The 24,798-nt window shown below is 68.1% G+C and carries 23 protein-coding genes, 3 tRNA genes and 2 pseudogenes; 22 read left to right on the top strand and 6 right to left on the bottom strand.

The genetic code is table 11. The features are described 5' to 3' along the window. Positions 1-37: 37 nt before the first annotated feature. Positions 38-262, bottom strand: a pseudogene (locus ACGFU7_RS05195) (site-specific integrase); the annotation flags it as partial. On the opposite strand from ACGFU7_RS05195, the pseudogene ACGFU7_RS05190 reads away from it, so the two are divergent. The 4 genes and pseudogenes from ACGFU7_RS05190 to ACGFU7_RS05175 form a co-directional block, all read left to right on the top strand. After that, positions 254-406: pseudogene (locus ACGFU7_RS05190) on the top strand (UTRA domain-containing protein); the annotation flags it as partial. The pseudogenes ACGFU7_RS05195 and ACGFU7_RS05190 sit on opposite strands and share 9 nt — an antisense overlap. A gap of 2 nt (positions 407-408) precedes the next feature. Next, positions 409-1,077 carry a YdcF family protein gene (locus ACGFU7_RS05185; protein WP_393692429.1) on the top strand — a complete coding sequence of 223 codons (669 nt, stop codon included), beginning with the start codon at positions 409-411 and terminating at the stop codon, positions 1,075-1,077. A 739-nt stretch (positions 1,078-1,816) separates the two neighbouring features. Further along, a complete protein-coding gene (locus tag ACGFU7_RS05180; RefSeq protein WP_393692427.1) occupies positions 1,817-3,526 on the top strand; it encodes a glycine-rich protein in 1,710 nt (569 codons plus the stop codon). A gap of 355 nt (positions 3,527-3,881) precedes the next feature. Further along, on the top strand, positions 3,882-4,256 hold the full coding sequence (locus ACGFU7_RS05175) for a DUF523 domain-containing protein (RefSeq protein WP_393692425.1): 375 nt from the start codon (positions 3,882-3,884) through the stop codon (positions 4,254-4,256). 120 nt (positions 4,257-4,376) lie between these two features. Here the strand turns inward: ACGFU7_RS05175 and ACGFU7_RS05170 are convergent, their stop codons facing one another. Both ACGFU7_RS05170 and ACGFU7_RS05165 read right to left on the bottom strand, forming a co-directional pair. Further along, on the bottom strand, positions 4,377-5,033 hold the full coding sequence (locus ACGFU7_RS05170) for an SDR family oxidoreductase (protein ID WP_393692423.1): 657 nt from the start codon (positions 5,031-5,033) through the stop codon (positions 4,377-4,379). Positions 5,034-5,067: 34 nt separating this feature from the next. Continuing rightward, positions 5,068-6,354: an amidohydrolase family protein gene (locus ACGFU7_RS05165; protein ID WP_393692421.1), complete on the bottom strand. Its 1,287-nt coding sequence runs from the start codon at positions 6,352-6,354 to the stop codon at positions 5,068-5,070. 302 nt (positions 6,355-6,656) lie between these two features. Here ACGFU7_RS05165 and ACGFU7_RS05160 point away from each other — a divergent pair. The 8 genes from ACGFU7_RS05160 (at position 6,657) to ACGFU7_RS05125 (ending at position 11,412) form a co-directional block, all read left to right on the top strand. After that, positions 6,657-6,729: transfer RNA gene (locus ACGFU7_RS05160), tRNA-Thr, on the top strand. 45 nt (positions 6,730-6,774) lie between these two features. Beyond that, a tRNA-Met gene (locus ACGFU7_RS05155) sits at positions 6,775-6,847 on the top strand. Between the two features lie 90 nt (positions 6,848-6,937). Next, positions 6,938-7,102: a 50S ribosomal protein L33 gene (rpmG, locus tag ACGFU7_RS05150; protein WP_003956487.1), complete on the top strand. Its 165-nt coding sequence runs from the start codon at positions 6,938-6,940 to the stop codon at positions 7,100-7,102. 103 nt (positions 7,103-7,205) lie between these two features. Next, positions 7,206-7,658 (top strand): MaoC family dehydratase N-terminal domain-containing protein, encoded by a 453-nt coding sequence (locus ACGFU7_RS05145; RefSeq protein ID WP_393692419.1) that lies wholly within the window; start codon positions 7,206-7,208, stop codon positions 7,656-7,658. Then, positions 7,658-8,086: a MaoC family dehydratase gene (locus tag ACGFU7_RS05140; RefSeq protein ID WP_393692417.1), complete on the top strand. Its 429-nt coding sequence runs from the start codon at positions 7,658-7,660 to the stop codon at positions 8,084-8,086. Before ACGFU7_RS05145 ends, ACGFU7_RS05140 begins: the two co-directional genes overlap by 1 nt. 145 nt (positions 8,087-8,231) lie before the next feature. After that, positions 8,232-8,780, top strand: a complete 549-nt coding sequence (locus tag ACGFU7_RS05135) for a TetR/AcrR family transcriptional regulator (RefSeq protein ID WP_393692415.1) — start codon at positions 8,232-8,234, stop codon at positions 8,778-8,780. A 75-nt stretch (positions 8,781-8,855) separates the two neighbouring features. Then, on the top strand, positions 8,856-10,286 hold the full coding sequence (locus ACGFU7_RS05130) for an MFS transporter (RefSeq protein WP_393692413.1): 1,431 nt from the start codon (positions 8,856-8,858) through the stop codon (positions 10,284-10,286). A gap of 70 nt (positions 10,287-10,356) precedes the next feature. Beyond that, positions 10,357-11,412 (top strand): UDP-N-acetylmuramate dehydrogenase, encoded by a 1,056-nt coding sequence (locus tag ACGFU7_RS05125; RefSeq protein WP_393692411.1) that lies wholly within the window; start codon positions 10,357-10,359, stop codon positions 11,410-11,412. Between the two features lie 12 nt (positions 11,413-11,424). Here ACGFU7_RS05125 and ACGFU7_RS05120 read toward each other — a convergent pair whose 3' ends face one another. After that, the gene (locus tag ACGFU7_RS05120) at positions 11,425-12,060 is read right to left on the bottom strand and encodes an NAD(P)-dependent oxidoreductase (protein WP_393692409.1); all 636 of its coding nucleotides are present in this window, start codon (positions 12,058-12,060) and stop codon (positions 11,425-11,427) included. Positions 12,061-12,147: 87 nt separating this feature from the next. Here ACGFU7_RS05120 and ACGFU7_RS05115 point away from each other — a divergent pair, with 87 nt between their 5' ends. Then, positions 12,148-12,753 (top strand): TetR/AcrR family transcriptional regulator, encoded by a 606-nt coding sequence (locus ACGFU7_RS05115; protein WP_393692407.1) that lies wholly within the window; start codon positions 12,148-12,150, stop codon positions 12,751-12,753. Here the strand turns inward: ACGFU7_RS05115 and ACGFU7_RS05110 are convergent. Continuing rightward, positions 12,750-13,820: an adenosine deaminase gene (locus ACGFU7_RS05110; protein WP_393692405.1), complete on the bottom strand. Its 1,071-nt coding sequence runs from the start codon at positions 13,818-13,820 to the stop codon at positions 12,750-12,752. The two genes, ACGFU7_RS05115 and ACGFU7_RS05110, sit on opposite strands and share 4 nt — an antisense overlap. A gap of 120 nt (positions 13,821-13,940) precedes the next feature. Then, the gene (locus ACGFU7_RS05105; protein ID WP_393692403.1) at positions 13,941-15,167 is read right to left on the bottom strand and encodes a pyridoxal phosphate-dependent aminotransferase; all 1,227 of its coding nucleotides are present in this window, start codon (positions 15,165-15,167) and stop codon (positions 13,941-13,943) included. Positions 15,168-15,392: 225 nt separating this feature from the next. Between ACGFU7_RS05105 and ACGFU7_RS05100 the strand changes: the two genes are divergently transcribed. The 9 genes from ACGFU7_RS05100 to rpoB all read left to right on the top strand — a co-directional run bounded on the left by ACGFU7_RS05100 (position 15,393) and on the right by rpoB (position 24,717). Beyond that, positions 15,393-15,465, top strand: a tRNA-Trp gene (locus ACGFU7_RS05100). A gap of 106 nt (positions 15,466-15,571) precedes the next feature. Then, positions 15,572-15,859: a preprotein translocase subunit SecE gene (gene secE, locus ACGFU7_RS05095; protein ID WP_073732696.1), complete on the top strand. Its 288-nt coding sequence runs from the start codon at positions 15,572-15,574 to the stop codon at positions 15,857-15,859. A 73-nt stretch (positions 15,860-15,932) separates the two neighbouring features. After that, positions 15,933-16,838 carry a transcription termination/antitermination protein NusG gene (gene nusG / locus ACGFU7_RS05090; protein WP_393692401.1) on the top strand — a complete coding sequence of 302 codons (906 nt, stop codon included), beginning with the start codon at positions 15,933-15,935 and terminating at the stop codon, positions 16,836-16,838. Between the two features lie 176 nt (positions 16,839-17,014). Continuing rightward, positions 17,015-17,449: a 50S ribosomal protein L11 gene (gene rplK / locus ACGFU7_RS05085; protein WP_006126872.1), complete on the top strand. Its 435-nt coding sequence runs from the start codon at positions 17,015-17,017 to the stop codon at positions 17,447-17,449. An 81-nt stretch (positions 17,450-17,530) separates the two neighbouring features. Beyond that, the gene (rplA, locus tag ACGFU7_RS05080; protein WP_393692399.1) at positions 17,531-18,253 is read left to right on the top strand and encodes a 50S ribosomal protein L1; all 723 of its coding nucleotides are present in this window, start codon (positions 17,531-17,533) and stop codon (positions 18,251-18,253) included. A gap of 162 nt (positions 18,254-18,415) precedes the next feature. Next, positions 18,416-19,315 carry a hypothetical protein gene (locus ACGFU7_RS05075; protein ID WP_393692397.1) on the top strand — a complete coding sequence of 300 codons (900 nt, stop codon included), beginning with the start codon at positions 18,416-18,418 and terminating at the stop codon, positions 19,313-19,315. A gap of 288 nt (positions 19,316-19,603) precedes the next feature. Beyond that, positions 19,604-20,164, top strand: a complete 561-nt coding sequence (gene rplJ / locus ACGFU7_RS05070) for a 50S ribosomal protein L10 (RefSeq protein ID WP_327273523.1) — start codon at positions 19,604-19,606, stop codon at positions 20,162-20,164. Positions 20,165-20,249: 85 nt separating this feature from the next. Next, the gene (gene rplL, locus ACGFU7_RS05065) at positions 20,250-20,633 is read left to right on the top strand and encodes a 50S ribosomal protein L7/L12 (protein ID WP_030914109.1); all 384 of its coding nucleotides are present in this window, start codon (positions 20,250-20,252) and stop codon (positions 20,631-20,633) included. 598 nt (positions 20,634-21,231) lie between these two features. Further along, positions 21,232-24,717, top strand: coding sequence for a DNA-directed RNA polymerase subunit beta (gene rpoB / locus ACGFU7_RS05060; RefSeq protein ID WP_393692395.1), 3,486 nt, complete (start codon positions 21,232-21,234; stop codon positions 24,715-24,717). Positions 24,718-24,798: the final 81 nt, after the last annotated feature.

Genomic DNA, 24,798 nt, shown 5'->3' with positions numbered 1-24,798 from the left:
AGCTTGTGTGGGGCGGGCGTGGGGCAGCGTGGGACGCCTATCTCCCGCTCCTCAGCGTTGCTTCGATCCGTGCGTTCGCCGTCGCTGCGGCCCCCTCCAGACATTTGGCGTAGACGCGGAAGAGGACGGCCGCACTGTGGCCGGCGCGTTGCGCAACCACCTGTGGCTCCACACCTGAACTGAGCCAGGTCGAGACAGCCGCATGACGTAGGTCGTACGGCCGCTTCGCGAGCAGGGAAGAGCGTTGGAGCGGCGTGAGGGCGAGCCGGTCGTCGAGTTGCGCCGGACGACGTACACAGCGGATGGCACCGCGGTGGAGTATGCGATCGGTGTGCACGCCGCGTCGCGGTTTGCTTGGTCGTATGACTTCAAGGTGCCTGACTCGGCACAGGGCGGAAGGGCGTAGCAGTGATCTCGGCGCAGTCATGGGCGGATGCACGGCAGCTGTGGGAGTTCCACCAGATGCATCATGAGCTGCGGCCGTGCTCGGTGGCGGTCGGCCTGGGCAGCCATGACCTGGGCGTGGCCGACACTGCGGTGAACCTGTACCAGCGCGGCATGGTGCCGCTCATCGTCTTCACGGGCGCTACAAGTCGTACGACGCGCGAGCGAATGCCTCGCGGAGAAGCCGTGCACTACCGCGAGCGGGCATTGGAACTGGGGGTTCCCGGTTCCGATGTGCTCGTTGAACCCAACGCGCGCAATACCGGGGAGAACATCCGCTTCTCGAAAGCCCTGCTCGAAGAATCCGGCGCGGACGTCTCGTCGGTCCTGCTGATCAGCAAGCCGTACGAGGAACGGCGCGCGTACGCGACGGCGCGCAAGCTGTGGCCCGATGTCGAGATCGTGAGTGCATCCACACCTATGACGTTTGACGACTATGTCGATTCCATCGGTGACGCTCGGCTGGTGCTCGACATGCTCGTCGGCGCGTTGCAGCGGCTACTGATCTACCCAGATCAGGGATTCATGATCAGCCAGTCGGTGCCGCACGATGTGGCGGCGGCCTACGAGCGCCTGTGTCATGCGGGCTTCACGAGTCGACTCGTGGCAGACGACGCCGGAACGCGTCGCTGAGAGCGCGTTTCTGGGGCCTCGCGGCCATCCTGCGGCCAAGGCCACCTCCCGCACAGCCCGTTGGGCGCTGAATACCCAGGTCGGAGCAGGTTCGCTCTCCATGGACCAGCCGGTCTTGAAAACCGTCGTGATCCCAGCGCGGTAGAACTTTCTCTACTTCATCAAGGCGGCTCGCTCCGCTCACCGCGCGCGGCCCGGCCCCCGGCCGGGCCTGCGCTCCTGTCTCCGCCCGGCTTCAGCCCGGCCGGCGCCCGCGCCGCGCCTTGAGCAATCAGCCGCCTGACCTCAGAGAAGGGGCACGTCGTGGCTGGGGCAGTCGGCTCCACGGCTACACCCGTGCTCGGCTCCACTCGGTGAACCGCCGGTGCGCGGTAGGCCCCGACGGGCCGAAGAGCTGCGCGAACAGCACACCCGTCGGCTCAAGAGATACGCGGTTGTGATTCGCGCCGGTGATTCTCACCATTCCCCGAAGCAGGCCCACGTTCAACGCGACGGGTAGATGCGGGTCAGATCTCTGAGTAACCGTACTTGCATACCTACTACCTGACCACCAGGAAAGCACTCGGCAGGGTCCGCCGGGGTGAATCGACGGTGTGTCAGATCAGTTACCGGTCGGGGGCCGGGCTGCCTGATCCAGAGTGGCGGAAGGCAAACCCTGCCGAGAGACCGCCTTTCCGCCTTCTGGGAGTAGATCGTGCCGTTCTCACTGTCAGTTGCTTCCGGTCAGTCAGGCTGCGGTGTGAGCGGATACCCTGCCGGTTCGGCGGGCCGCCGTCGACGTGCGCTGATCGCTGCGGCCAGCATGCTCTGTGTTGCCGGTATCACCCCGGTGGTGCTGTCCGGGACCGCCCACGCGCAGGGCAGTTGCACGACGTCAGGTTCCACCACGACCTGTGCGTTCGCCTTTACCGGCGCCGAGCAGACGTTCACCGTCCCCAGCGGCGTCACGCAAGTCGATGTCACGGCGATCGGCGCCGCCGGTGGCCTGGAGGGTGTCAACAACGCGCCCGGCGGCCGTGGCGCTCAGGTCTTGGGCACTTTTACCGGACTGTCCAGCGGACAGACTCTCTATGTCGAAGTAGGCGGCAGCGCCACCAACGACGGATCCTGCTACCCGACCTCGCTGTGCACCGGCGGCTTCAACGGTGGTGGCAGCACCAGGTTCGGCGGCGGAGGAGGCGGAGCCTCCGACATCCGCACCCAACCCCGCACCGTCCCCCTCACCACCACCGACTCCCGCCTCATTGTGGCCGCGGGCGGCGGCGGAGCCGGTGAGGGCTTCAGCTCCGGGTGCCCGGGAAGCCAGGGCGGGGACGCCGGCCAGTCGGGCGTAAACGGGGGGTGCAGCGGAGGAACCGGCGGCGGGGCAGGGACCGCCACCCAAGGCGGGGCCGGCGGTACATCGGGAGGTGGACCCGGCACGCTCGGGACCGGCGGCAACGGTGGCGTGAATACGGGTGGCGGAGGCGGTGGCGGCTACTACGGCGGAGGCGGAGGCGGAAACCTCAACTTCTCGGTCGACCCAGTAGGGAACGCGGGTGGTGGGGGCGGTGGTTCCTCCCTCGTACCCGTCGGCGGCACCGGCCCTGCGGTGACCAGCGCTGTTGCGAGTATCACCATCATCTACACCTCACCCATCGGCCCCACGGGCCCGACCGGCCCGACCGGCCCGACCGGCGCCACAGGCGCCGTCGGTGTCACGGGTCCGACGGGTGCTGTGGGTGTGCAGGGTCCGACGGGGGCCACCGGCCCGACCGGTGCTGCGGGTGTGCAGGGCCCGACCGGTGCCACTGGTGACACCGGCCTTATCGGCGCAACCGGCCCGACGGGGGCCACCGGCCCGACCGGTGCTGCGGGTGTGCAGGGTCCGACCGGTGCCACTGGTGACACCGGCCTTATCGGCGCAACCGGCCCGACGGGGGCCACCGGCCCGACCGGTGCTGCGGGTATTCAGGGCCCGACCGGTGCCACCGGTGACACCGGCCTTATCGGCGCAACCGGCCCGACGGGGGCCACCGGCCCGCAGGGTGCAACCGGCCCCGTCGGGCCGGTGCTCAGCCTCGATTCGGTGCCTGTCGGCTCCGCCGCCGTCGTGGTGGAGACCGACTCCCAGGGCGTCGCCTGGATCCAGGAGCGAAAGCTCCCACGCGGTGGCGGTGGCGGTGGCGGTGGCGGTGGGCGGTGGGTCAAGCTGTCGAACATCGCCGGCTACCCGTCGGCCCCGATCGCGAACGTCTCACTGCTCGTCTCCGACGGGCGGCTGTTCATCACCCTGCTGACAGCCGACGGCCAGAACTACGTCGCGAGCTGCCCCCTCGGCCACGGCTCGGTCACCGAACGCATCCTGCGCCACCAGTGCAAACCGTTCGTGCCCCTCGCCGGTCCCCCTGGTGACACTGGTCGACGACTCCCAGTCCGTGAGCCTCAGTCGCCCCTGGGACACCCTTAGTCAGGCGGAGCCTGGCCGCGGGCGGCAGGCAGCGCTCTTCACCACGGCTAGACCGGGTTCCCCTGCACGGCGCCAGCCGACCAGATGCTGCCTTGCGAGGAATGGCAGCGAGGGTCTGAGTTGTGGTCTCACCTGACGCCGGATCCATGGGCGTACGGGGTAGCCCGTGGGCGTCGATGAGCTGCGGAGACATGCGGTGACCGGACGCCCCTGGACTGCCTTGGGGCAAGATCGGACAACTCGTAATGCGTCGGTCGCGACAGCGACCAGCAGCACAGTGCTCTTCCAGGGTCTCCCAGACAAAGCCCGGTTCCTTCAAGCAGCAGCAGAAAAAGCCGCACGAGCTGCGGACCGTATGGGGGAACGGCTACTAGTGGACCGCCGCCCCGTCGCCTTCTGCCCCGAGGTCGCCGCCGGACTGACCACCCCGCGCCGCCCCGCCGAGATCGTCGGCGGCGACGGCCACGACGTGCTGGACGGCCGCGCCCGTGTCGTCGACGACGCCGGGCACGACGTGACGGAGGAGTTCGTGGACGGCGCCCAGCGGGCGCTGGAGACCGCGCGCAGGGCCGGGTGCACCGAGGCGCTGCTGATGGCGCGCAGCCCTTCCTGCGGGCGCGGCACGGTCTATGACGGTACGTTCACGGGCGAGTTCCGCGAGGGCGACGGGGTCACCGCCGCCCTGCTGGAGCGCCACGGCATCACGGTTCGCCCGGCGCCGGGCGGCTGAACCGAGGCGGCGGCCCGCCGGCCGAGACCGGGCGTACAGCCGTCAGAAAGCCGTATCAACGGCTCAGTTCAACGGTTCAGTTCCACTCAACGGTTCAACTCAACGGCTCAGTTCTACGGTTCAGTTCCCCGCCACGTCCTTCACGGCGACCGCCACCGGCATGCTCCCCGAGATGAGTTCCAGGGTCAGCCCCGCCGTCGCCGGGGTCTCCAGCAGCTCCAGCAGCGCCGCCGCCACATCGTCGCGTGGCACCGGTCCGCGGCCGGCCGAGGCGGTCAGGAGGACCATCCCCGTGCCCGCGTCGTTCGTCAGCATTCCGGGGCGCAGGATCGTCCAGTCGAGTGCGGTCCTGGAGCGCACATACGCGTCCGCAGCGCCCTTTGCCCGCAAGTACGCGTCGAAGACCTCGTCGCCCGGGTGGTCGGGGTCGGCGCCCATGGACGAGACCACTACGTAGCGCCGTACGCCCGCCTGTTCCGCCGCGTCGGCGAACAGCACGGCCGCGCCGCGATCCACCGTCTCCTTGCGTTCCGAGCCGCTGTTCGGGCCCGCACCGGCCGCGAAGACCGCCGCGTCGGCGCCGCGCAGCACCTGTGCCACCTCCTCCACGGAGGCCGATTCGAGATCCAGGACGACCGGCTCGGCGCCTGCCGCCCGGAGGTCCTCGCTCTGTTCCGGATTCCGGATGACACCTACGGCTTCGTCCCCGCGCGCGGCGAGCAGCCGCTCCAGCCGCAGCGCGATCTGACCATGTCCACCAGCGATGACAATGCGCATGGTCACGACCGTACGCCGCAGCGGGCCGCCGCGCTCAGGGCCCGCCGCAGGGACCGGAATCCGGCCGGCTCTGGCGGGGCAGACCGAGGGCGACGACGGTCTCCGACTCGCAGAACTCGCGCACCGCGCTCGTCCGCGTCACGACCCGGCCGCGATGCACCACGACCCGGCTGTAGGCGAGTGACAGCACGCCCGAGAGCTGCTCCCCGCGTACGGCGAGCAGCTCGGCCGGGAAGCCGGCCTCGACCCGGACCTCGGGCAGTCCCATCGCCTTCCTCGCGGCCGAGGAGACCGCCTCGTACGCGTCGTCGGCCCGCATCCCGTCCTGTGAGGCCAGCAGGTAGGCGGCCTCCAGTGGATCCCCGCGTCCCACAGGGTTTGCGACGTCCCGCAGCGCCCCGCTGCCCGCCGCGACCCGTACTCCGGCCGCACGCAGCAGCCGTACGGGGGCGGTGCCCCGGCCTTCCACCCCGCAGCAGCCGCCCTGGGGGAGGCAGATCACCGTCACCCCGGCCGCGGCGAGCTGGTCGGCGGCGCGGGCCGCGGCCTGCGGGGGAAGCCGGGAGAGGCCGGCGCACGGGCCGATGGAGACACCGGGCCGCAACCCGCCGGCCATGGCGGCCAGCCGGCCGAGCCGGGCCGGATCGTCACCGTCCGTGTGCAGATCGACGGGGCAGCCCTGTTCGGCGGCGGTCTCCAGGACGGCTTCCACGTACCCCGCCGGATCCGGGTCGAGATCGGGGCAGCCGCCGACCGCGCCGGCCCCCATCTTCACCGCGTCACGCAACATGGCCAGGTTGTCGGCGCCCGCGACGCCGGTGAGCAGTCGGGGTACGGCAACAGGGGTCAGTTCGACGAGTCCGCGCAGCGAGCGGCGTGCCTGCAGTACGGCTTCGAGGGAGGTGAGGCCCTGGACGTCCCCGATCCGCACGTGTGCGCGCAGTGCGGTGGCGCCGTGGCCGAGCTGCAGCAGGGCGGCCTCGGTGGCGCGGCGCTGGATGTCCTCCGGGCAGTGCGACACGGGTCCTGGGGTGTCGGGGCCCGCACCGTGGGCGGTGAGCGCGGTGTCGCTGTGGGCGTGGGGTTCGGCGGGGGCGGGGAGCAGCAGATAGCCGCGCAGGTCCACCCGCGGACCTGGTGCGGTCAGGCTGCCCGCGGTGCCGACGGCCTCGATGCGGCTGCCGCCGAGCCGTACGTCCACGATGCGGCCGTCGGTGAGACGGGCGCCGCAGAGCACCAGGGTGCCGGTCTCGGCGGTGGCGGGGCTGCTGGTCGCGTCGGCGGCGCCGTCGTCCGGCTGCCGCGGCTGGCTGTCGGGCATCGCGCTCCTGGGAAGGGGTACAAGATCACGCAGAGTGAGTCGAGCCTAGGGGCGTGTTCGGTCCGGTTCGAGGAGGAGCGAAATAGTCGTACCGGTGTGGCCCTGAGGGGGATCCGCGGCACGGGTGTACGGCTGGGGCTGCGGCGGCTCATGCGGTGGCCGAGGCGCGGTTCAAGCGGCTGGTGAGGGGGCCGGAAGGTGGCTGATCAAGGGATCGGCGGGGTCTCGATCAAGGGTGCCGGTTGGGGCTTCGAAACGGATTTGGGCGATCGGCGACCAACCGTGTAATGTCTTCATCGCTCGCCCCAATAGCTCAGTCGGTAGAGCGTCTCCATGGTAAGGAGAAGGTCTGCGGTTCGATTCCGCATTGGGGCTCTGGTGATCGGGAAACCCCGCTTCGGCGGGGAGACTCGTCATCAAAGCGGTGTAGCTCAGTCGGTAGAGCAAGCGGCTCATAATCGCTGTGTCACCGGTTCAAGTCCGGTCACCGCTACTTACGGTAGCCGATTGTGGGGTCGGTCCTTCGATCGGCTACTCTTTTTTTGCGTTCACCCGTCCATCCGTCCGTCCAAGGAGCACTCACGTGGCTGCCACCGACGTCCGCCCGAAGATCACGCTGGCCTGCGTGGAGTGCAAGGAGCGGAACTACATCACCAAGAAGAACCGGCGTAACAACCCGGACCGTCTTGAGATGAAGAAGCATTGCCCGCGCTGCAACTCGCACACTGCGCACCGCGAAACGCGCTGAAACAGGCTCGTACACGAGGCCGTCCCCACTGGGGGCGGCCTCGTGTCGTTGTATGGGGGCTGTCCTTCGGCCTTTTCATCTTTCATCAGGAGGTAGCGAGCTCATGGCGCTCGACCAGTCCTTCGTGGGGCGGATCTATCCGCCCACCCCGCCGTACGAGGTCGGCCGGGAGAAGATTCGCGAGTTCGCCGAGGCGGTGGGCGACACCAATCCGGTGTACGTCGACCCCGAGGCCGCCAAGGCGCTCGGCCACAGCGATGTGATCGCGCCGCCGACGTTCGTCTTCTCGATCACCTTCAAGGCCGCGGGGCAGGTGGTGCAGGACCCGCAGCTGGGCCTGGATTACAGCCGTGTGGTGCACGGCGACCAGAAGTTCGCCTATGTGCGCCCCGTGCGGGCGGGGGACCGGCTGACGGTCACCTCCACGATCGAGGGCATCAAGTCCCTGGCGGGCAACGACATCCTGGACATCCGTGGCGAGGTCCACGACGAGTCCGGTGAGCATGTCGTGACCGCGTGGACGAAGCTGGTGGCGCGCGCCGCCGAGGAGGCGTGATGACGGCGAAGGTGGCTTTCGAGTCGGTCGAGGTCGGTACGGAGCTGCCGGCGCAGTCCTTCCCGGTGACCCGGGCGACGCTGGTGCAGTACGCGGGCGCTTCCGGTGACTTCAACCCGATCCACTGGAACGAGAAGTTCGCCCGCGAGGTCGGACTGCCTGATGTGATCGCGCACGGCATGTTCACCATGGCCGAGGCGATCCGGGTGGTCACGGACTGGGCCGGCGACCCGGGTGCGGTCGTCGAGTACGGGGTGCGGTTCACCAAGCCTGTCGTCGTGCCGAACGACGACAACGGCGCCCTGATCGAGGTCAGTGCCAAGGTGGCCGCCCTGCTGGACGACAAGCAGGTGCGGGTGGACCTGACGGCCATGAGCGAGGGCAAGAAGGTGCTGGGCATGTCCCGCGCAGTGGTGCAGCTCGGCTGAGGCCGTTGAGTGTGGCGTAAGGGGCACTGTCCTGGGGCGGTGCCCCTTACGCATGCGGTCGAACCCGATGTGCCGCTCGGGAAGCCGCCCGGCATACCGATTGACTAAGTTAGTGATTGAGTACTAACTTCGTTGCATGGCAAGGATGAGTGCAGAAGAGCGGCGCGAGAGCGTCATCCGCGCGGCGATCACCGAGTTCGCCCGTGGCGGTTACGACGCCACCTCCACAGAGGCGATCGCCAAGCGTGTGGGTGTCTCGCAGCCGTACCTCTTCCGTCTCTTCCCCAATAAGCGGGCCATGTTCCTCGCCGCCGCCGAGCGCTGCCTCGTGGACACCCGGAAGGTCTTCTCGGATGCAGCCGAAGGCCTTGAGGGCGACGAGGCGCTGCACGCCATGGCCGCGGCCTATCAGCGCCTGATCGTCGGCGATCCGGACAAGCTGCTGATGCAGATGCAGACGTACGCGGCCGTTGCGGCAGCCGAAGCCTCGGGGGATCGCGAGTTCGGTGAGTCGGTCCGCGCCGGCTGGCTGCAGATGTGGGACGAGATCCATCTCGTGCTCGGCGCCGATCTCGGTGAGACGACGACTTTCCTCGCGTACGGCATGCTCGTCAACACCCTGGCCTCGCTGGGTTTCCCGGCCGGTCACCGGATCTGGTCGGGTTTCTACGATTCGGCCAGGCCGATCGCCTGAACAGTGCGACCCGGGTTCTGCCCGGTTTTCTGCCCAGAGAAGTTAGTCAGTAATAACTAACCCCCAGGGGAAGTAGTGAACCAGCACACAGCAGGCCGTTCAGGAGCGGTCTGGGCCCTCGTCATCACCAGCGTCGCCGGATTCATGGCGGCCCTCGACAACCTCGTCGTCACCACGGCCCTGCCCTCCATCCGCAAGAGCCTCGGCGGCGAACTGGCGGAGCTCGAATGGACGGTGAACGCGTACACCCTCACCTTCGCCGTCCTGCTGATGCTCGGGGCGGCCCTCGGTGACCGGTTCGGCCGACGCCGGCTCTTCCTCGCCGGGCTCACCGTCTTCACCGGAGCTTCCGCCGCGGCCGCCCTCTCGCCCGGGATCAATGAACTGATCGCCTTCCGGGCCGTCCAGGGCGTGGGTGCGGCGATCATGATGCCGCTGACGCTCACGCTGCTCACGGCCGCCGTGCCGCCCGCCCGCCGCGGTGCCGCGCTCGGCATCTTCGGCGCCATCACCGGACTGGCCGTGGCCAGCGGACCGCTGATCGGCGGAAGCCTCACCGAACACCTGTCCTGGCAGTGGATCTTCTGGCTGAACGTCCCGATCGGTCTGGTCCTGCTGCCGCTGGCGCGACTGCGCCTGACGGAGTCGCATGCGCCGGACTCACGGCTCGACATCCCCGGCACGCTCCTGGTCAGCGCCGGACTGTTCGGCATCGTCTACGGCCTGGTCAACGCCAACTCCGACGGCTGGACCAGCCCCACCGTCCTCACGGCCCTGTTCGCCGGCGCCGCGCTCATCGGCGGATTCATCCACCACGGCTTCCATGCCAAGAATCCGATGCTTCCCATGCGGCTCTTCCGCAGCCGTGCGTTCTTCGGGATCAACATGGCCAGTCTGCTGATGTTCCTCGGGATGTTCGGGTCGATCTTCCTGCTCAGCCAGTACTTCCAGGGTGTACTGGGCTACTCGCCGACCGAGGCCGGCCTGCGGATGCTGCCCTGGACCGGAATGCCGATGCTGGTCGCACCCATCGCGGGGACGCTCTCCGACCGGTTCGGCGGCCGCCCGGTGGTTGTGGCCGGGCTCGTTCTCCAGGCGGTCGGTCTCGCCCTCTTCGCGATGGTCATCGGGCCCGATGCCTCGTACGCCTCGCAGCTGCCCGGCCTGATCGTCGGCGGCGTCGGCATGGCCCTGTACTTCGCGCCCGCCGCCAGTCTGGTGATGTCCAGCGTGCGCCCCGCCGAGCAGGGCATCGCCTCCGGTGCCAACAACGCCCTGCGCGAGGTCGGCGGAGCACTCGGGGTCGCCGTGCTCGCCACGGTCTTCTCCTCGCAGGGCGGTTACGACTCCGCACAGTCCTTCACGGACGGGATCGTTCCGGCGGTGTGGATAGGTGCCGGTGTGGTGGCGCTGGCCGCCCTCGTCGCCCTGTTCATCCCGGGCCGCCACGAGACCTCGGCGCCGGAGCCCGAGGCGGCCGAGGGGCGCGTCGCCGTCGCCGCCTGAGTCACGGCTTCATGCGTACGGTCCCTGGCCCAGCCCGAGCGGCGGGGCCACGGACCGTACTCTTGTCCCCGTGCAGGAACTCCACGACGCCCCCCTCGCCCCCCTGACCACCTTCCGGCTCGGCGGCCCCGCCGCCCGCCTTCTCACGGCGACGACCGACGCCGAGGTGATCGAAGCCGTGCGCGAGGCCGACGAGAGCGGCACCCCGCTCCTCGTCATCGGCGGCGGCAGCAACCTGGTCATCGGCGACAAGGGCTTCGACGGCACCGCCCTGCGCATCGCGACCAGGGGCTTCGCCCTGGACGGTACGACGCTGGAACTGGCCGCCGGGGAGGTCTGGACGGACGCTGTCGCCCGCACCGTCGAAGCCGGTCTCGCGGGCATCGAGTGCCTGGCCGGAATTCCGGGCTCGGCGGGTGCGACGCCGATCCAGAACGTCGGCGCCTATGGCCAGGAAGTGTCCTCCACCATCACGGAGGTCGTCGCCTACGACCGGTACACCCGTGAAACGGTCACCATCCCGAACGCCGAGTGCGCCTTCTCGTACCGGCACAGTCGCTTCAAGGCCGCACCCGACCGCTTCGTGGTGCTGCGTGTCCGCTTCGAGCTGGAAGAAGCGGGCGGTCTGTCCGCGCCTCTGAAGTACCCCGAAACGGCCCGCGCCATGGGCGTCGAACAGGGCGAGCGCGTGCCCGCCGCGGCCGCCCGCGAAACGGTGCTCAGGCTCCGCGCCGGCAAGGGCATGGTGCTGGACCCGGAGGACCACGACTCCTGGTCGGCCGGCTCCTTCTTCACCAACCCGATCCTGGAAGAGGCGGAGTACGAGGCGTTCCTCGCCCGTGCCAAGGACCGGCTCGGCCCCGAGGTGACGCCCCCCGCCTTCCCCGCGGGCGGGGGACGCACCAAGACCTCCGCGGCCTGGCTCATCGACAAGGCCGGTTTCACCAAGGGATACGGCACGGGACCGGCCCGTATCTCCACCAAGCACACCCTCGCGCTCACCAACCGCGGCGGCGCGACCACCGAGGACCTCCTCGCACTCGCCCGTGAGGTCGTCGCCGGGGTCCACGAGGCATTCGGCGTCACGCTCGTCAACGAACCCGTGACGGTCGGCGTGAGCCTGTAGCAGGCGCGCCGCTCAGTACGCCACGCCCACGCCCTGCTTCACCGCCGCCGGATCGTCGATCAGCGCCAGCATCGCGTGCGCCACATCGGCCCGCGAGATGGACCGGCCGCTGCGCGGGTTGCTGCCGTAGACCGTGCGGTACGTCCCCGTCAGCGGCCCGTTGGTGAGCTTCGGCGGCCGCACCGACGTCCAGTCCGTCGCACTCCGGGCCAGCGCGGCCTCCATCAGCGTCAGGTCCGCGTAGACCTCCTTGAGGATCGCCCCGATCGCCTTCAGCATCATCCGGTCCAGCAGCGGGTCGTCCGCGGGCTTCGGTGCGACCGGGGCCGCGCTCACCACCAGCAGCCGCCGCGTCCCCTCGGCCTCCATCGCCCGCAGCACCGACTGCGTGAGCCGCTCGGCGATCCCGTCGGCCTTCCGGCCGCGCGAGCCGAGCCCGGAGAGCACCGCGTCCCGGCCCGCGACCGCCTCGCGCAGCGCCTCCGGGTCGTCGATGCTCGCCGCCGTGTGGACCTGTACGTCGGAGAGCGGGACGGGCAGTCGCGCGGGATCGCGGACCACCGCCGTCACTTCATGACCTGCCGCCACCGCCTGGCGGACGATCTCCTGGCCGATGCCGCCCGTCGCGCCGAACACCGTGATCCTCATTGCGCACCCTCCAGGGTGGGTAAGTATTCACTCACCCCCTAGAGTGAGCGGATACTCACCACCTCGTCAAGCTTCGCTGGAGTGCACATGGAGCAGAAGCCGGCCCGCGTCCGCATCATCGACGCCGCCCATCAGCTGATGCTCACCATCGGCCTGGCCCGCGCCACCACCAAGGAGATCGCCAGAGCCGCAGGCTGCTCGGAGGCCGCGCTCTACAAGCACTTCCCGAGCAAGGAAGAGCTGTTCGTGACCGTGCTCAAAGAGCGGCTGCCCAAGCTCAACCCGCTGCTGAAGCGCCTCATCGCGACTCCAGGGGCCGGGGAGCGGACCGTCGAGCAGAACCTCACCGAGATCGCCCGCCAGGCCGCCCTCTTCTACGAACAGAGCTTCCCGATCGCCGCCTCGCTGTACGCCGAGCCGAGGCTCAAGGAACGCCACAACGCGGCGATGAGGGAACTGGGCACCGGCCCGCACATGCCCATCCGCGGCCTGGACGCGTATCTGCGCTCCGAGCAGGCCGCAGGCCGGGTGCGGGCCGACGCGGACACCTACGCGGCCGCGTCGCTGCTCCTGGGGGCCTGCGCGCAGCGGGCGTTCGCCTACGAGGCCACGGAGGGCGGGGCTCCGCCGCAGTCCCTCGACGAGTTCGCCGCGTCCGTGGCCGGGGCGCTGATACGGGGGGTCGGGGCTTAGGCCGGGTCCGTCCGGAGGCCGGGGGAATCAGGCCCGGACAGGTCCTGGCCCGCCGACTTCGACAGCCAGCCGTCGATGCCGGCCAGGAGCTCCGTCCGTACCGTGGCCGGCGCCGCGGAGCCCCGTACCGACTGCCGGGCCAGTTCCGCCAGTTCCTCGTCCGTGAACGCGTGATGGCGCCGTACGAGGTCGTACTGCGCGGCCAGCCGGGAGCCGAAGAGCAGCGGATCGTCCGCACCCAGCGCCATCGGCACCCCGGCTTCGAACAGTTTGCGCAGGGGTACGTCGGCGGGCTTCTCGTAGACGCCCAGCGCCACGTTCGACGACGGGCACACCTCGCAGGTCACCCCGCGCTCCGCCAGCCTGCGCAGCAGCCGCGGGTCCTCGGCGGCCCGTACGCCGTGCCCGATCCGCGCCGCGTCCAGATCGTCCAGACAGTCCCGCACGCTCGAAGGGCCGGCCAGCTCGCCGCCGTGCGGGGCCGCCAGCAGACCGCCGTCGCGGGCGATGGCGAAGGCCCGGTCGAAGTCCCGGGCCATCCCGCGGCGCTCGTCGTTGGAGAGCCCGAATCCGACGACGCCCCGGTCCACGTACCGCACCGCGAGCCGGGCCAGTGTCCGGGCATCCAGCGGATGCTTCATCCGGTTCGCCGCGATCACCACCCGGATCGGCAGACCGGTCTCGCGCGACGCGCTGTCCACCGCGTCAAGGATGATCTCGATCGCCGGGATCAGCCCGCCGAGCAGCGGGGCGTACGAAGTGGGGTCGACCTGGATCTCCAGCCAGCCGGAGCCGTCCGCGACGTCCTCCTGGGCCGTCTCGCGCACGAGCCGCTGGATGTCCTCGGGGGCCCTCAGACAGGACCGGGCGATGTCGTAGAGCCGCTGGAAGCGGAACCATCCGCGCTCGTCCGTGGCCCGCAGGCTGGGCGGCTCGCCGCCGGTCAGGGCCTCCGGCAGATGCACGCCGTACTTGTCGGCGAGTTCGAGCAGGGTCGTGGGCCGCATCGACCCGGTGAAATGCAAGTGCAGGTGGGCCTTGGGCAACAGCCGTACATCACGCTCCATTCCAAGATCCTGCCGCACACGTGGGGTCCAGCGGTAGCCGCTTTCCCTATCGAGTTGATCCTCGAACAGACAAGCGACCCCCGGCCGGAGCCGGGGGTCGCCCACTGAATTCAGGACGTGCTAGGCCTTGGCCTCGCCCAGCAGCTTCTGGAGCCGCGAGACGCCCTCGACGAGGTCGTCGTCGCCCAGGGCGTACGAGAGCCGCAGGTAGCCCGGCGTACCGAAGGCCTCGCCCGGTACGACCGCGACCTCGGCCTCGTCCAGGATGAGCGCCGCCAGCTCGACCGAGGTGGCCGGGCGCTTGCCGCGGATCTCCTTGCCGAGCAGCTCCTTCACCGAGGGGTACGCGTAGAACGCGCCCTCGGGCTCCGGGCACAGCACGCCGTCGATCTCGTTGAGCATCCGGACGATGGTCTGCCGTCGCCGGTCGAAGGCGGTACGCATCTCGGCGACCGCGTCCAGGTTCCCGGAGACGGCGGCCAGCGCGGCGACCTGGGCGACGTTGGAGACATTGGACGTGGCGTGCGACTGCAGGTTGGTCGCGGCCTTGACGACGTCCTTCGGACCGACGATCCAGCCCACCCGCCAGCCGGTCATCGCGTACGTCTTGGCGACACCGTTGACCACGATGCACTTGTCGCGCAGCTCGGGCACGATCGCGGGCAATGAGGTGAACTTCGCGTCGCCGTAGACCAGGTGCTCGTAGATCTCGTCGGTCAGCACCCACAGACCGTGCTCGACGGCCCAGCGGCCGATCGCCTCGGCTTCGGCCTCGCTGTACACGGCGCCGGTCGGGTTCGACGGGGAGACGAACAGGACGACCTTCGTACGCTCGGTGCGCGCCGCCTCCAACTGCTCGACGGAGACCCGGTAGCCGGTGGTCTCGTCGGCCACGACCTCCACCGGGACACCGCCGGCCAGCCGGATCGACTCGGGGTAGGTGGTCCAGTACGGAGCCGGGACGATGACCTCGTCGCCCGGGTCGAGGATCGCGGCGAACGCCTCGTAGATGGCCTGCTTGCCGCCGTTGGTCACCAGGATCTGGGCGGCGTCGACCTCGTAGCCGGAGTCGCGCAGCGTCTTCTCCGCGATCGCGGCCTTGAGCTCCGGGAGGCCTCCCGCCGGGGTGTAGCGGTGGTACTTCGGGTTGCGGCAGGCCTCGACCGCGGCCTCGACGATGTAGCCGGGGGTGGGGAAGTCGGGCTCACCGGCACCGAAGCCGATGACCGGACGGCCGGCGGCCTTGAGGGCCTTGGCCTTGGCGTCGACGGCGAGGGTGGCGGACTCGGAGATTGCACCGATGCGGGCGGATACCCGGCGCTCGGACGGAGAAGTTGCAGCGCTCATGGCCCCCATGGTCCCAGACCGCAATCCCTGTCGGCACAGGGGTTTCAGGGACCGGACAGGACTCGGACAGCATGCGGACAACATGCGACCAGGAGTTGTCGGGAGCTATCTGTTCGACGCCGGGCCGCCGAACACGTACACTCACCTGTCGTTGGCCTTCACCAGCCGCACCGTTCCCGCACCCGGAGCATCGGGGAAGATGCGGTAGGTTGGTGGAAACCACAAAGGGTCGTAGCTCAATTGGTAGAGCACTGGTCTCCAAAACCAGCGGTTGGGGGTTCAAGTCCCTCCGGCCCTGCTACACACTCCTTCGCCAGGATGTGTGCGCATGTACGTACTTCAATGCACCGCCGTGCGGCTCCACCGGGCGCGGCACGGCCATGACCCGGAATCAGGTGAGAAGCGTGACGGACGCCGTGGGCTCCATCGACATGCCTGATGCCGAGGATGAAGTACCCGAGTCGAAGAAGAAAACTCGGAAGGGCGGCAAGCGCGGTAAGAAGGGTCCTCTGGGCCGCCTCGCGCTGTTCTACCGCCAGATCGTCGCCGAGTTGCGCAAGGTTGTCTGGCCGACTCGTAATCAGCTGACGACATACACCTCAGTGGTGATTGTCTTCGTCGTCGTCATGATTGGTCTCGTGACCGTGATTGACTTCGGATTCCAGCGGGTCATCAAGTACGTCTTCGGCTGATCCCGCGGAGGGCGCCTCATGGGCGCCCCTTTCGCATGTTCCACCCATTTGTATCCAGGAAGAAGCAGCCACCGTGTCTGACCCGAACCTGAACGACGCCGTCGAGCCGACGGCGGGCGCCTTCGAGTCCGCCGAGGACGAGCTCGACATCGTCGAGGCGGCGGACGCCGAGGAGCCGGACCAGGCCGAAGCTGCCGACGCCGCCGCAGGTGAGCCGGCCGAGCAGGCCGCCCTGCACACCGAGGACGACGACGAGGCCGCGGAGGCCGAAGCCGGTTCCGAAGACGACGAGTCCGCCGAAGACGACGAGCCCGCCGAATCTGACGAGGAAGCCGGGGAAGAGGCCGAGCCGGCCGCCCCCGTCGACGCCGTCACGGCCCTGCGCGAGGAGCTGCGCGGCCTTCCCGGCGAGTGGTACGTCATCCACACGTACGCCGGCTACGAGAAGCGCGTGAAGGCCAACCTGGAGCAGCGCGCCGTCTCGCTCAACGTCGAGGAGTTCATCTACCAGGCCGAAGTGCCCGAGGAAGAGATCGTCCAGATCAAGAACGGCGAGCGCAAGAACGTCCGCCAGAACAAGCTCCCGGGCTACGTCCTGGTGCGCATGGACCTGACGAACGAGTCCTGGGGCGTCGTCCGTAACACTCCCGGCGTCACCGGCTTCGTGGGCAACGCCTACGACCCGTACCCGCTGACCCTGGACGAGATCGTCAAGATGCTCGCCCCGGAGGCCGAGGAGAAGGCCGCCCGCGAGGCCGCCGAGGCCGAGGGCAAGCCGGTTCCGTCCCGCAAGGTCGAGGTGCAGGTGCTCGACTTCGAGGTCGGCGACTCGGTCACCGTCACCGACGGCCCGTTCGCGACGCTGCAGGCGACGATCAACGAGATCAACGCCGACTCGAAGAAGGTCAAGGGTCTCGTCGAGATCTTCGGCCGCGAGACCCCGGTCGAGCTCAGCTTCGACCAGATCCAGAAGAACTAGCGGCTTCCCGCCAGTTTCTGGACACATGCCTACCCAGCAGGTCAGACCGGCTCCACAGCCGTTCTGACCTGCTCGGTTTTTGGTCGCGCAGCTATACCCGTTATCGTTGTGCGGTATGCCTCCATCCGGATGACCGGACGGCGGCGAAAAACTCTCACTAGGACCCGGAGAGAGCAATGCCTCCCAAGAAGAAGAAGGTCACGGGGCTTATCAAGCTCCAGATCAACGCCGGTGCGGCCAACCCGGCCCCGCCGGTCGGCCCCGCGCTCGGCCAGCACGGCGTCAACATCATGGAATTCTGCAAGGCCTACAACGCCGCGACCGAGTCGCAGCGTGGCATGGTCGTGCCGGTGGAGATCACGGTCTACGAAGACCGTTCCTTCACCTTCGTCACCAAGACTCCGCCGGCCGCGAAGCTGATCCTCAAGGCCGCGGGCGTGGAGAAGGGCTCCGGCGAGCCGCACAAGACCAAGGTCGCCAAGCTGACGGCTGCCCAGGTCCGTGAGATCGCCACGACGAAGCTCCCCGACCTGAACGCCAACGACCTCGACGCCGCGTCGAAGATCATCGCTGGCACCGCCCGTTCCATGGGCATCACGGTCGAAGGCTGATTCAGCCCCTCACGTCCTCAGTGGTAGGGCCAAGCGCTGGCCCGCACCACGACTCCACACCCTGAAACCACAGGAGTAGAAGTGAAGCGCAGCAAGAACCTCCGCGCTGCGGACGCCAAGATCGACCGGGCGCGCAGCTACGCCCCGCTCGAGGCCGTCCGTATCGCCAAGGACACCGCCTCCACGAAGTTCGACAGCACCGTCGAGGTCGCGTTTGCCCTGGGTGTTGACCCGCGCAAGGCCGACCAGATGGTCCGTGGCACCGTGAACCTCCCGCACGGCACCGGCAAGACCGCCCGGGTCCTGGTCTTCGCGACCGGTGACCGTGCTGCGGCCGCGGAAGCCGCGGGCGCCGACATCGTCGGCGCCGACGAGCTCATCGACGAGGTGGCGAAGGGCCGTCTGGACTTCGACGCCGTCGTCGCCACCCCGGACCTCATGGGCAAGGTCGGCCGTCTCGGCCGTGTGCTCGGTCCGCGTGGTCTGATGCCGAACCCGAAGACCGGCACCGTCACCCCCGATGTCGTGAAGGCTGTCAACGACATCAAGGGCGGCAAGATCGAGTTCCGCGTCGACAAGCACTCGAACCTGCACTTCATCATCGGCAAGACCTCGTTCGACGAGACCAAGCTGGTGGAGAACTACGCAGCGGCGCTGGAGGAGATCCTCCGTCTGAAGCCGTCCGCCGCCAAGGGCCGCTACATCAAGAAGGCCACCCTGGCCACCACGATGGGCCCCGGCATCCCGCTGGACGCCAACCGCACCCGTAACCTCCTCGTCGAGGAGGACCCGGCCTCCGTCTGAGCCCCTGTGCTCGTACGATCGCCGCGTCACGTGTGACATTGACGGGCCCCGCAACCTTTCGAGGTGCGGGGCCCGTCCTCGTATCCGTATGTAACCGGTGGCTGTGTCGGAGCTGTGCGTTAGCGTGAGGCTTCGAGAGTCGAACGAGGGGTGGAAGCGGATATGAGGACCAGTACCGTGCGACGCGTGTGTCTGTCGGTAGCGGTGGCGGCGACGCTGACGTCGGTCGCGGCCTGCGGGGGATCGGACGGCAACGGCGACAACCGCGGCAGCGGCGTGGTGAAGGCCGACCCGATCGCAGCGTTGCGCGCCGTACAGAAGAAGACCGGTGGGGAGAACTCGGCGAAGGTCGAGGGCACCACCCAGATGGGCACCACCATGTCCATGAAGCAGAGCGGCACCATCGACTGGGCCGACGGTCTCACCGGCACCATGGAGATCACGTACACCGGCGGCAGCATGGCGGACGCCATGAAGCAGAACGGTGGCAGCGGCACAATGCAGGCCCGCTACTTCAAGGACGGCTACGTCGTCAACATGGGCGATGCCTTCGCCAAGCAGGCCGGCGGCAAGCACTGGATCAGCTACGGCTACGCCGACCTTGCCAAGCTCGCGGGTGCCTCCGGCGAGGCGATGAAGCAGCAGATGCAGAACACCACCCCCGACCAGGGTGTGAAGTCCCTGCTGGCCTCCGGCGACGTGAAGAAGGTCGGCCAGGAGGACATACGGGGAGTCTCCGCCACGCACTACTCCGGCACCGTCGACGTCGCCGAACTGACCGCGAAGAACTCCGCGCTCGACGCCGGTCAGCTCGACCAGCTGAAGAAGCAGCTGAGCGACGCCGGGATCACCACGGAGAAGGTCGACATCTGGGTCGACGAGAACAACCTGCTGGTCAAGAAGACCGAGCGCGGCCAGATGAAGACCGGCGAGCTGAACTCGACGGTGTACTACAGCGACTACGGCACGAAGGTCTCGGTCGAGAAGCCCCCGGCCGGCGACACGGTCGACTTCACCGATCTCGTGAAGCAGCAGCAGGGGACCGGTTCGGGCACGAACTGAAAGGTCGGTCCAAACCTCCCGCACCGCCCGAAGAGGGACGGATTTGCTCGGCGCGACCCCGGTCGCGTACTCTCCTAAAGAAGCCAAAGACCGCTGGTCGTTGCTGCGCTCTCGCAAGAGGGAACAGCAACCGAAGGATCCGTTGAGTACGGGCGACCTGCGCAGGTGACTGTGGAAAGCTCCCGGACTTCGTTCGGTCGAGCTACGCCCTGGCGCCTGCGCCGGGGCGTTTCGTCTTTCCCGGCCCCTTCTGAGCGGTCCTCATCACCCGGAAGGAGGCCGACGCTCATGGCAAGGCCCGACAAGGCTGCCGCGGTAGCCGAGCTCGCGGACCAGTTCCGCAGCTCGAACGCCGCTGTGCTGACCGAGTACCGGGGTCTCACCGTGGCACAGCTCAAGCAGCTGCGCCGTTCGCTCGGTGAGAACGCCCAGTACGCCGTGGTGAAGAACACGCTGACCAAGATTGCGGCCAACGAGGCCGGGATCAACACGCTGGACGACCTGTTCGCAGGTCCGACGGCGGTTGCCTTCGTCACCGGTGACCCGGTGGAGTCGGCGAAGGGTCTTCGTGACTTCGCCAAGGACAACCCCAACCTCATCATCAAGGGCGGTGTCCTTGATGGTAAGGCGCTGACCGCGGATGAGATCAAGAAGCTTGCGGACCTCGAGTCCCGCGAGGTTCTGCTCGCCAAGGTGGCCGGTGGAATCAAGGCGTCGATGGCCAAGGCCGCGGCGACTTTCCAGGCCCCGCTGTCGGAGTTCGTCCGCACTGCGGACGCGCTTCGCGCCAAGGTCGAGCAGGGCGGTGCCGGTACGCCGGCTCCCGCCGACGCCGAGGTGGCGGAGTAACCCTCCGCTTCACGGCTCGCAGCGGGCCCGTACGCCCGCCTTCATATACACCCGGCACCTGCCGACTTAGTGGAAGGACGCCATCATGGCGAAGCTGTCCCAGGACGAGCTGCTCGAGCAGTTCGAGACCCTGACCCTCATCGAGCTCTCCGAGTTCGTCAAGGCGTTCGAGGAGAAGTTCGACGTCAAGGCTGCCGCTCCGGTCGCCGTTGCCGCCGCCGGTGGCGCTGCCGCCGCCGCTGAGGCCGTCGAGGAGCAGGACGAGTTCGACGTCATCCTCACCGGCGCCGGCGAGAAGAAGATCCAGGTCATCAAGGTCGTGCGTGAGCTGACCTCGCTGGGCCTCAAGGAGGCCAAGGACCTCGTCGACGGCACCCCGAAGCCGGTCCTCGAGAAGGTCGCCAAGGAGGCCGCCGAGAAGGCTGCCGAGTCCCTCAAGGCCGCCGGCGCTTCCGTCGAGGTCAAGTGACTCAGGGAGTCTGCTGACTCCTTCTGACTGCCCGTGCCGCACGGCACGGACGTCAAAACGCGAAGGGCGATCACCCATCCGGGTGGTCGCCCTTCGGCGTACCCGCTGCGGCTGCCTTGCTCTTCCGGCGGCGACGAGTATGGTGATCTTCGCCGTTGCCTCTCGGGGGTGGCCGGCAGGCGCCGGGAGGCGGTCGAGTGAGGACCTCGGGGAGCTGTCCCGGCAGGGAGGCCTTGACGAACCGCACGCGGCGCGCAATTCTCAGGACGCGTCGTCACATCGATCCGAATCCGAGGCATGGATCGTGGGCGAAGAGGGCAGTAAAGAAGAGCGCACCGCGCGCAAGGGCTAGTCATAGGTGTTGAGAACAGCTGTTGAGAGCAACGTGGGTCTCTGAGAACCCCGACTGGACATCAGTGTGCCGTTTGGCTACACTGACCCTTTGCGCTGCCTGTTAGCTGCCTCCTGCCCGTCACCAGGGGCATGTCCAATCTTGAGCACCGATGGCTGATCGTCCCTGACCTGGGATTTCTGTCTTCGTGTCCAACTTGGGACCGGTACGCGCGTAGTGAGTCCGAGCCCTCGGAAGGACCCCCTCTTGGCCGCCTCGCGCAACGCCTCGACCGCGAATACGAACAACGGTGCCAGCACCGCCCCGCTGCGCATCTCTTTTGCAAAGATCAAGGAGCCCCTCGAGGTTCCGAACCTCCTCGCGCTGCAGACCGAGAGCTTTGACTGGCTCCTCGGCAATGCCGCCTGGAAGGCTCGCGTCGAGGCTGCTCTGGACAGTGGACAAGACGTCCCCACCAAGTCCGGCCTGGAGGAAATCTTCGAGGAGATTTCACCGATCGAGGACTTCTCCGGGTCGATGTCGCTTACGTTCCGCGACCACCGATTCGAGCCCCCGAAGAACTCGATCGACGAGTGCAAGGAGCGCGACTTCACGTTCGCCGCCCCGCTCTTCGTCACGGCCGAGTTCACCAACAACGAGACCGGCGAGATCAAGTCCCAGACGGTCTTCATGGGCGACTTCCCGCTCATGACCAACAAGGGCACCTTCGTCATCAACGGCACCGAGCGTGTCGTCGTGTCGCAGCTGGTCCGCTCGCCGGGTGTCTACTTCGACTCCTCGATCGACAAGACGTCCGACAAGGACATCTTCTCCGCCAAGATCATCCCGTCCCGGGGTGCCTGGCTGGAGATGGAGATCGACAAGCGCGACATGGTCGGTGTCCGCATCGACCGCAAGCGCAAGCAGTCCGTCACCGTTCTCCTGAAGGCTCTCGGCTGGACCACCGAGCAGATCCTGGAGGAGTTCGGCGAGTACGAGTCCATGCGCGCCACCCTGGAGAAGGACCACACCCAGGGCCAGGACGACGCGCTGCTCGACATCTACCGCAAGCTCCGCCCGGGCGAGCCGCCCACGCGCGAGGCTGCTCAGACGCTGCTCGAGAACCTCTACTTCAACCCGAAGCGCTACGACCTCGCGAAGGTCGGCCGCTACAAGGTGAACAAGAAGCTCGGCGCCGACGAGCCGCTGGACGCCGGCGTGCTCACCACCGACGACGTCATCGCGACCATCAAGTACCTGGTCAAGCTGCACGCCGGTGAGACCGAGACGGTCGGCGAGTCCGGTCGTTCGATCGTCGTCGAGACCGACGACATCGACCACTTCGGCAACCGTCGTCTGCGCAACGTCGGCGAGCTCATCCAGAACCAGGTCCGTACGGGTCTGGCCCGTATGGAGCGCGTCGTGCGTGAGCGCATGACGACCCAGGACGTCGAGGCGATCACGCCGCAGACGCTGATCAACATCCGGCCGGTCGTCGCCTCCATCAAGGAGTTCTTCGGCACCAGCCAGCTGTCGCAGTTCATGGACCAGAACAACCCGCTGTCGGGTCTGACGCACAAGCGTCGTCTCTCGGCTCTGGGTCCTGGTGGTCTGTCCCGTGAGCGGGCCGGCTTCGAGGTCCGTGACGTGCACCCGTCCCACTACGGACGCATGTGCCCGATCGAGACCCCTGAAGGCCCGAACATCGGTCTGATCGGTTCGCTCGCCTCGTACGGCCGCGTCAACGCGTTCGGCTTCATCGAGACGCCGTACCGCAAGGTCGTCGACGGCCAGGTCACCGACGAGGTCGACTACATCACGGCCGACGAGGAAGACCGTTACGTCATCGCCCAGGCGAACGCGACGCTCTCCGACGAGCTGCGCTTCACCGAGCCCCGCGTCCTGGTCCGCCGTCGTGGTGGAGAGGTCGACTACGTGCCCGGCACGGACGTCGACTACATGGACGTCTCGCCGCGCCAGATGGTGTCCGTCGCCACCGCGATGATCCCCTTCCTGGAGCACGACGACGCCAACCGTGCCCTCATGGGCGCGAACATGATGCGTCAGGCGGTGCCGCTCATCAAGTCGGAGGCCCCGCTCGTCGGCACCGGCATGGAGTACCGCTGCGCCACCGACGCCGGTGACGTACTGAAGGCCGAGAAGGACGGTGTGGTCCAGGAGGTCTCTGCGGACTACATCACCGTGACCAACGACGACGGCACGTACACCACGTACCGCATCGCCAAGTTCATGCGCTCCAACCAGGGCACCTCGGTCAACCAGAAGGTTGTCGTCTCCGAGGGCGACCGGGTCGTCGCCGACCAGGTCCTCGCCGACGGTCCGGCCACCGAGAACGGTGAGATGGCCCTCGGCAAGAACCTGCTCGTGGCGTTCATGCCGTGGGAGGGTCACAACTACGAGGACGCGATCATCCTGTCGCAGCGCCTCGTGCAGGACGACGTCCTCTCCTCGATCCACATCGAGGAGCACGAGGTCGACGCCCGTGACACCAAGCTCGGCCCGGAGGAGATCACCCGGGACATCCCGAACGTCTCCGAAGAGGTCCTCGCCGACCTCGACGAGCGCGGCATCATCCGTATCGGTGCCGAGGTCGTCGCCGGTGACATCCTCGTCGGCAAGGTCACGCCCAAGGGTGAGACCGAGCTGACCCCCGAGGAGCGTCTGCTCCGCGCGATCTTCGGTGAGAAGGCGCGCGAGGTGCGCGACACCTCGCTGAAGGTGCCGCACGGTGAGATCGGCAAGGTCATCGGCGTCCGCGTCTTCGACCGCGAAGAGGGCGACGAGCTGCCGCCGGGCGTGAACCAGCTGGTCCGCGTCTACGTCGCGCAGAAGCGCAAGATCACCGATGGTGACAAGCTCGCCGGCCGTCACGGCAACAAGGGCGTCATCTCGAAGATCCTCCCGATCGAGGACATGCCGTTCCTGGAGGACGGCACCCCGGTCGACATCATCCTCAACCCGCTGGGTGTCCCGTCCCGAATGAACCCGGGACAGGTCCTGGAGATCCACCTCGGCTGGCTCGCCAGCCGCGGCTGGGACGTCTCCGGCCTCGGTGACGAGTGGGCCAAGCGCCTGCAGGTCATCGGCGCCGACCAGGTCGCCCCCGGCACCAATGTCGCCACCCCCGTCTTCGACGGTGCGCGCGAGGACGAGATCTCCGGCCTCTTCGGAGCCACGATCCCGAACCGCGACGGCGACCGGCTGGTCCAGCCCTCGGGCAAGGCCAACCTGTTCGACGGCCGCTCCGGTGAGCCGTTCCCCGAGCCGGTTTCGGTCGGCTACATGTACATCCTCAAGCTCCACCACCTGGTCGACGACAAGCTGCACGCTCGTTCGACGGGTCCGTACTCCATGATCACCCAGCAGCCGCTGGGTGGTAAGGCTCAGTTCGGTGGACAGCGCTTCGGTGAGATGGAGGTGTGGGCCCTTGAGGCTTATGGCGCCGCATACGCCCTCCAGGAGCTCCTGACGATCAAGTCCGACGACGTGACCGGCCGCGTGAAGGTCTACGAGGCCATCGTCAAGGGCGAGAACATCCCCGAGCCCGGCATTCCCGAGTCCTTCAAGGTGCTCATCAAGGAAATGCAGTCGCTCTGCCTCAACGTGGAGGTGCTGTCCTCGGACGGCATGTCCATCGAGATGCGCGACACGGACGAGGACGTCTTCCGCGCTGCGGAAGAGCTCGGTATCGACCTGTCCCGGCGCGAGCCGAGCAGCGTCGAAGAGGTCTGACGGGCCTGGCCGGGGCTTCCTCGTGAAGCCCCGGCCGCCCCGGACCGTTCAGACCATGTTTGACACTCGACCCTGAAAGAG

The sequence above is a fragment of the Streptomyces sp. NPDC048473 genome, from assembly GCF_043200155.1.
Classification (GTDB): domain Bacteria; phylum Actinomycetota; class Actinomycetes; order Streptomycetales; family Streptomycetaceae; genus Streptomyces.
Note: the sequence above shows the minus strand (reverse complement) of the source record. Positions and strands in the feature narration are given on the sequence as shown.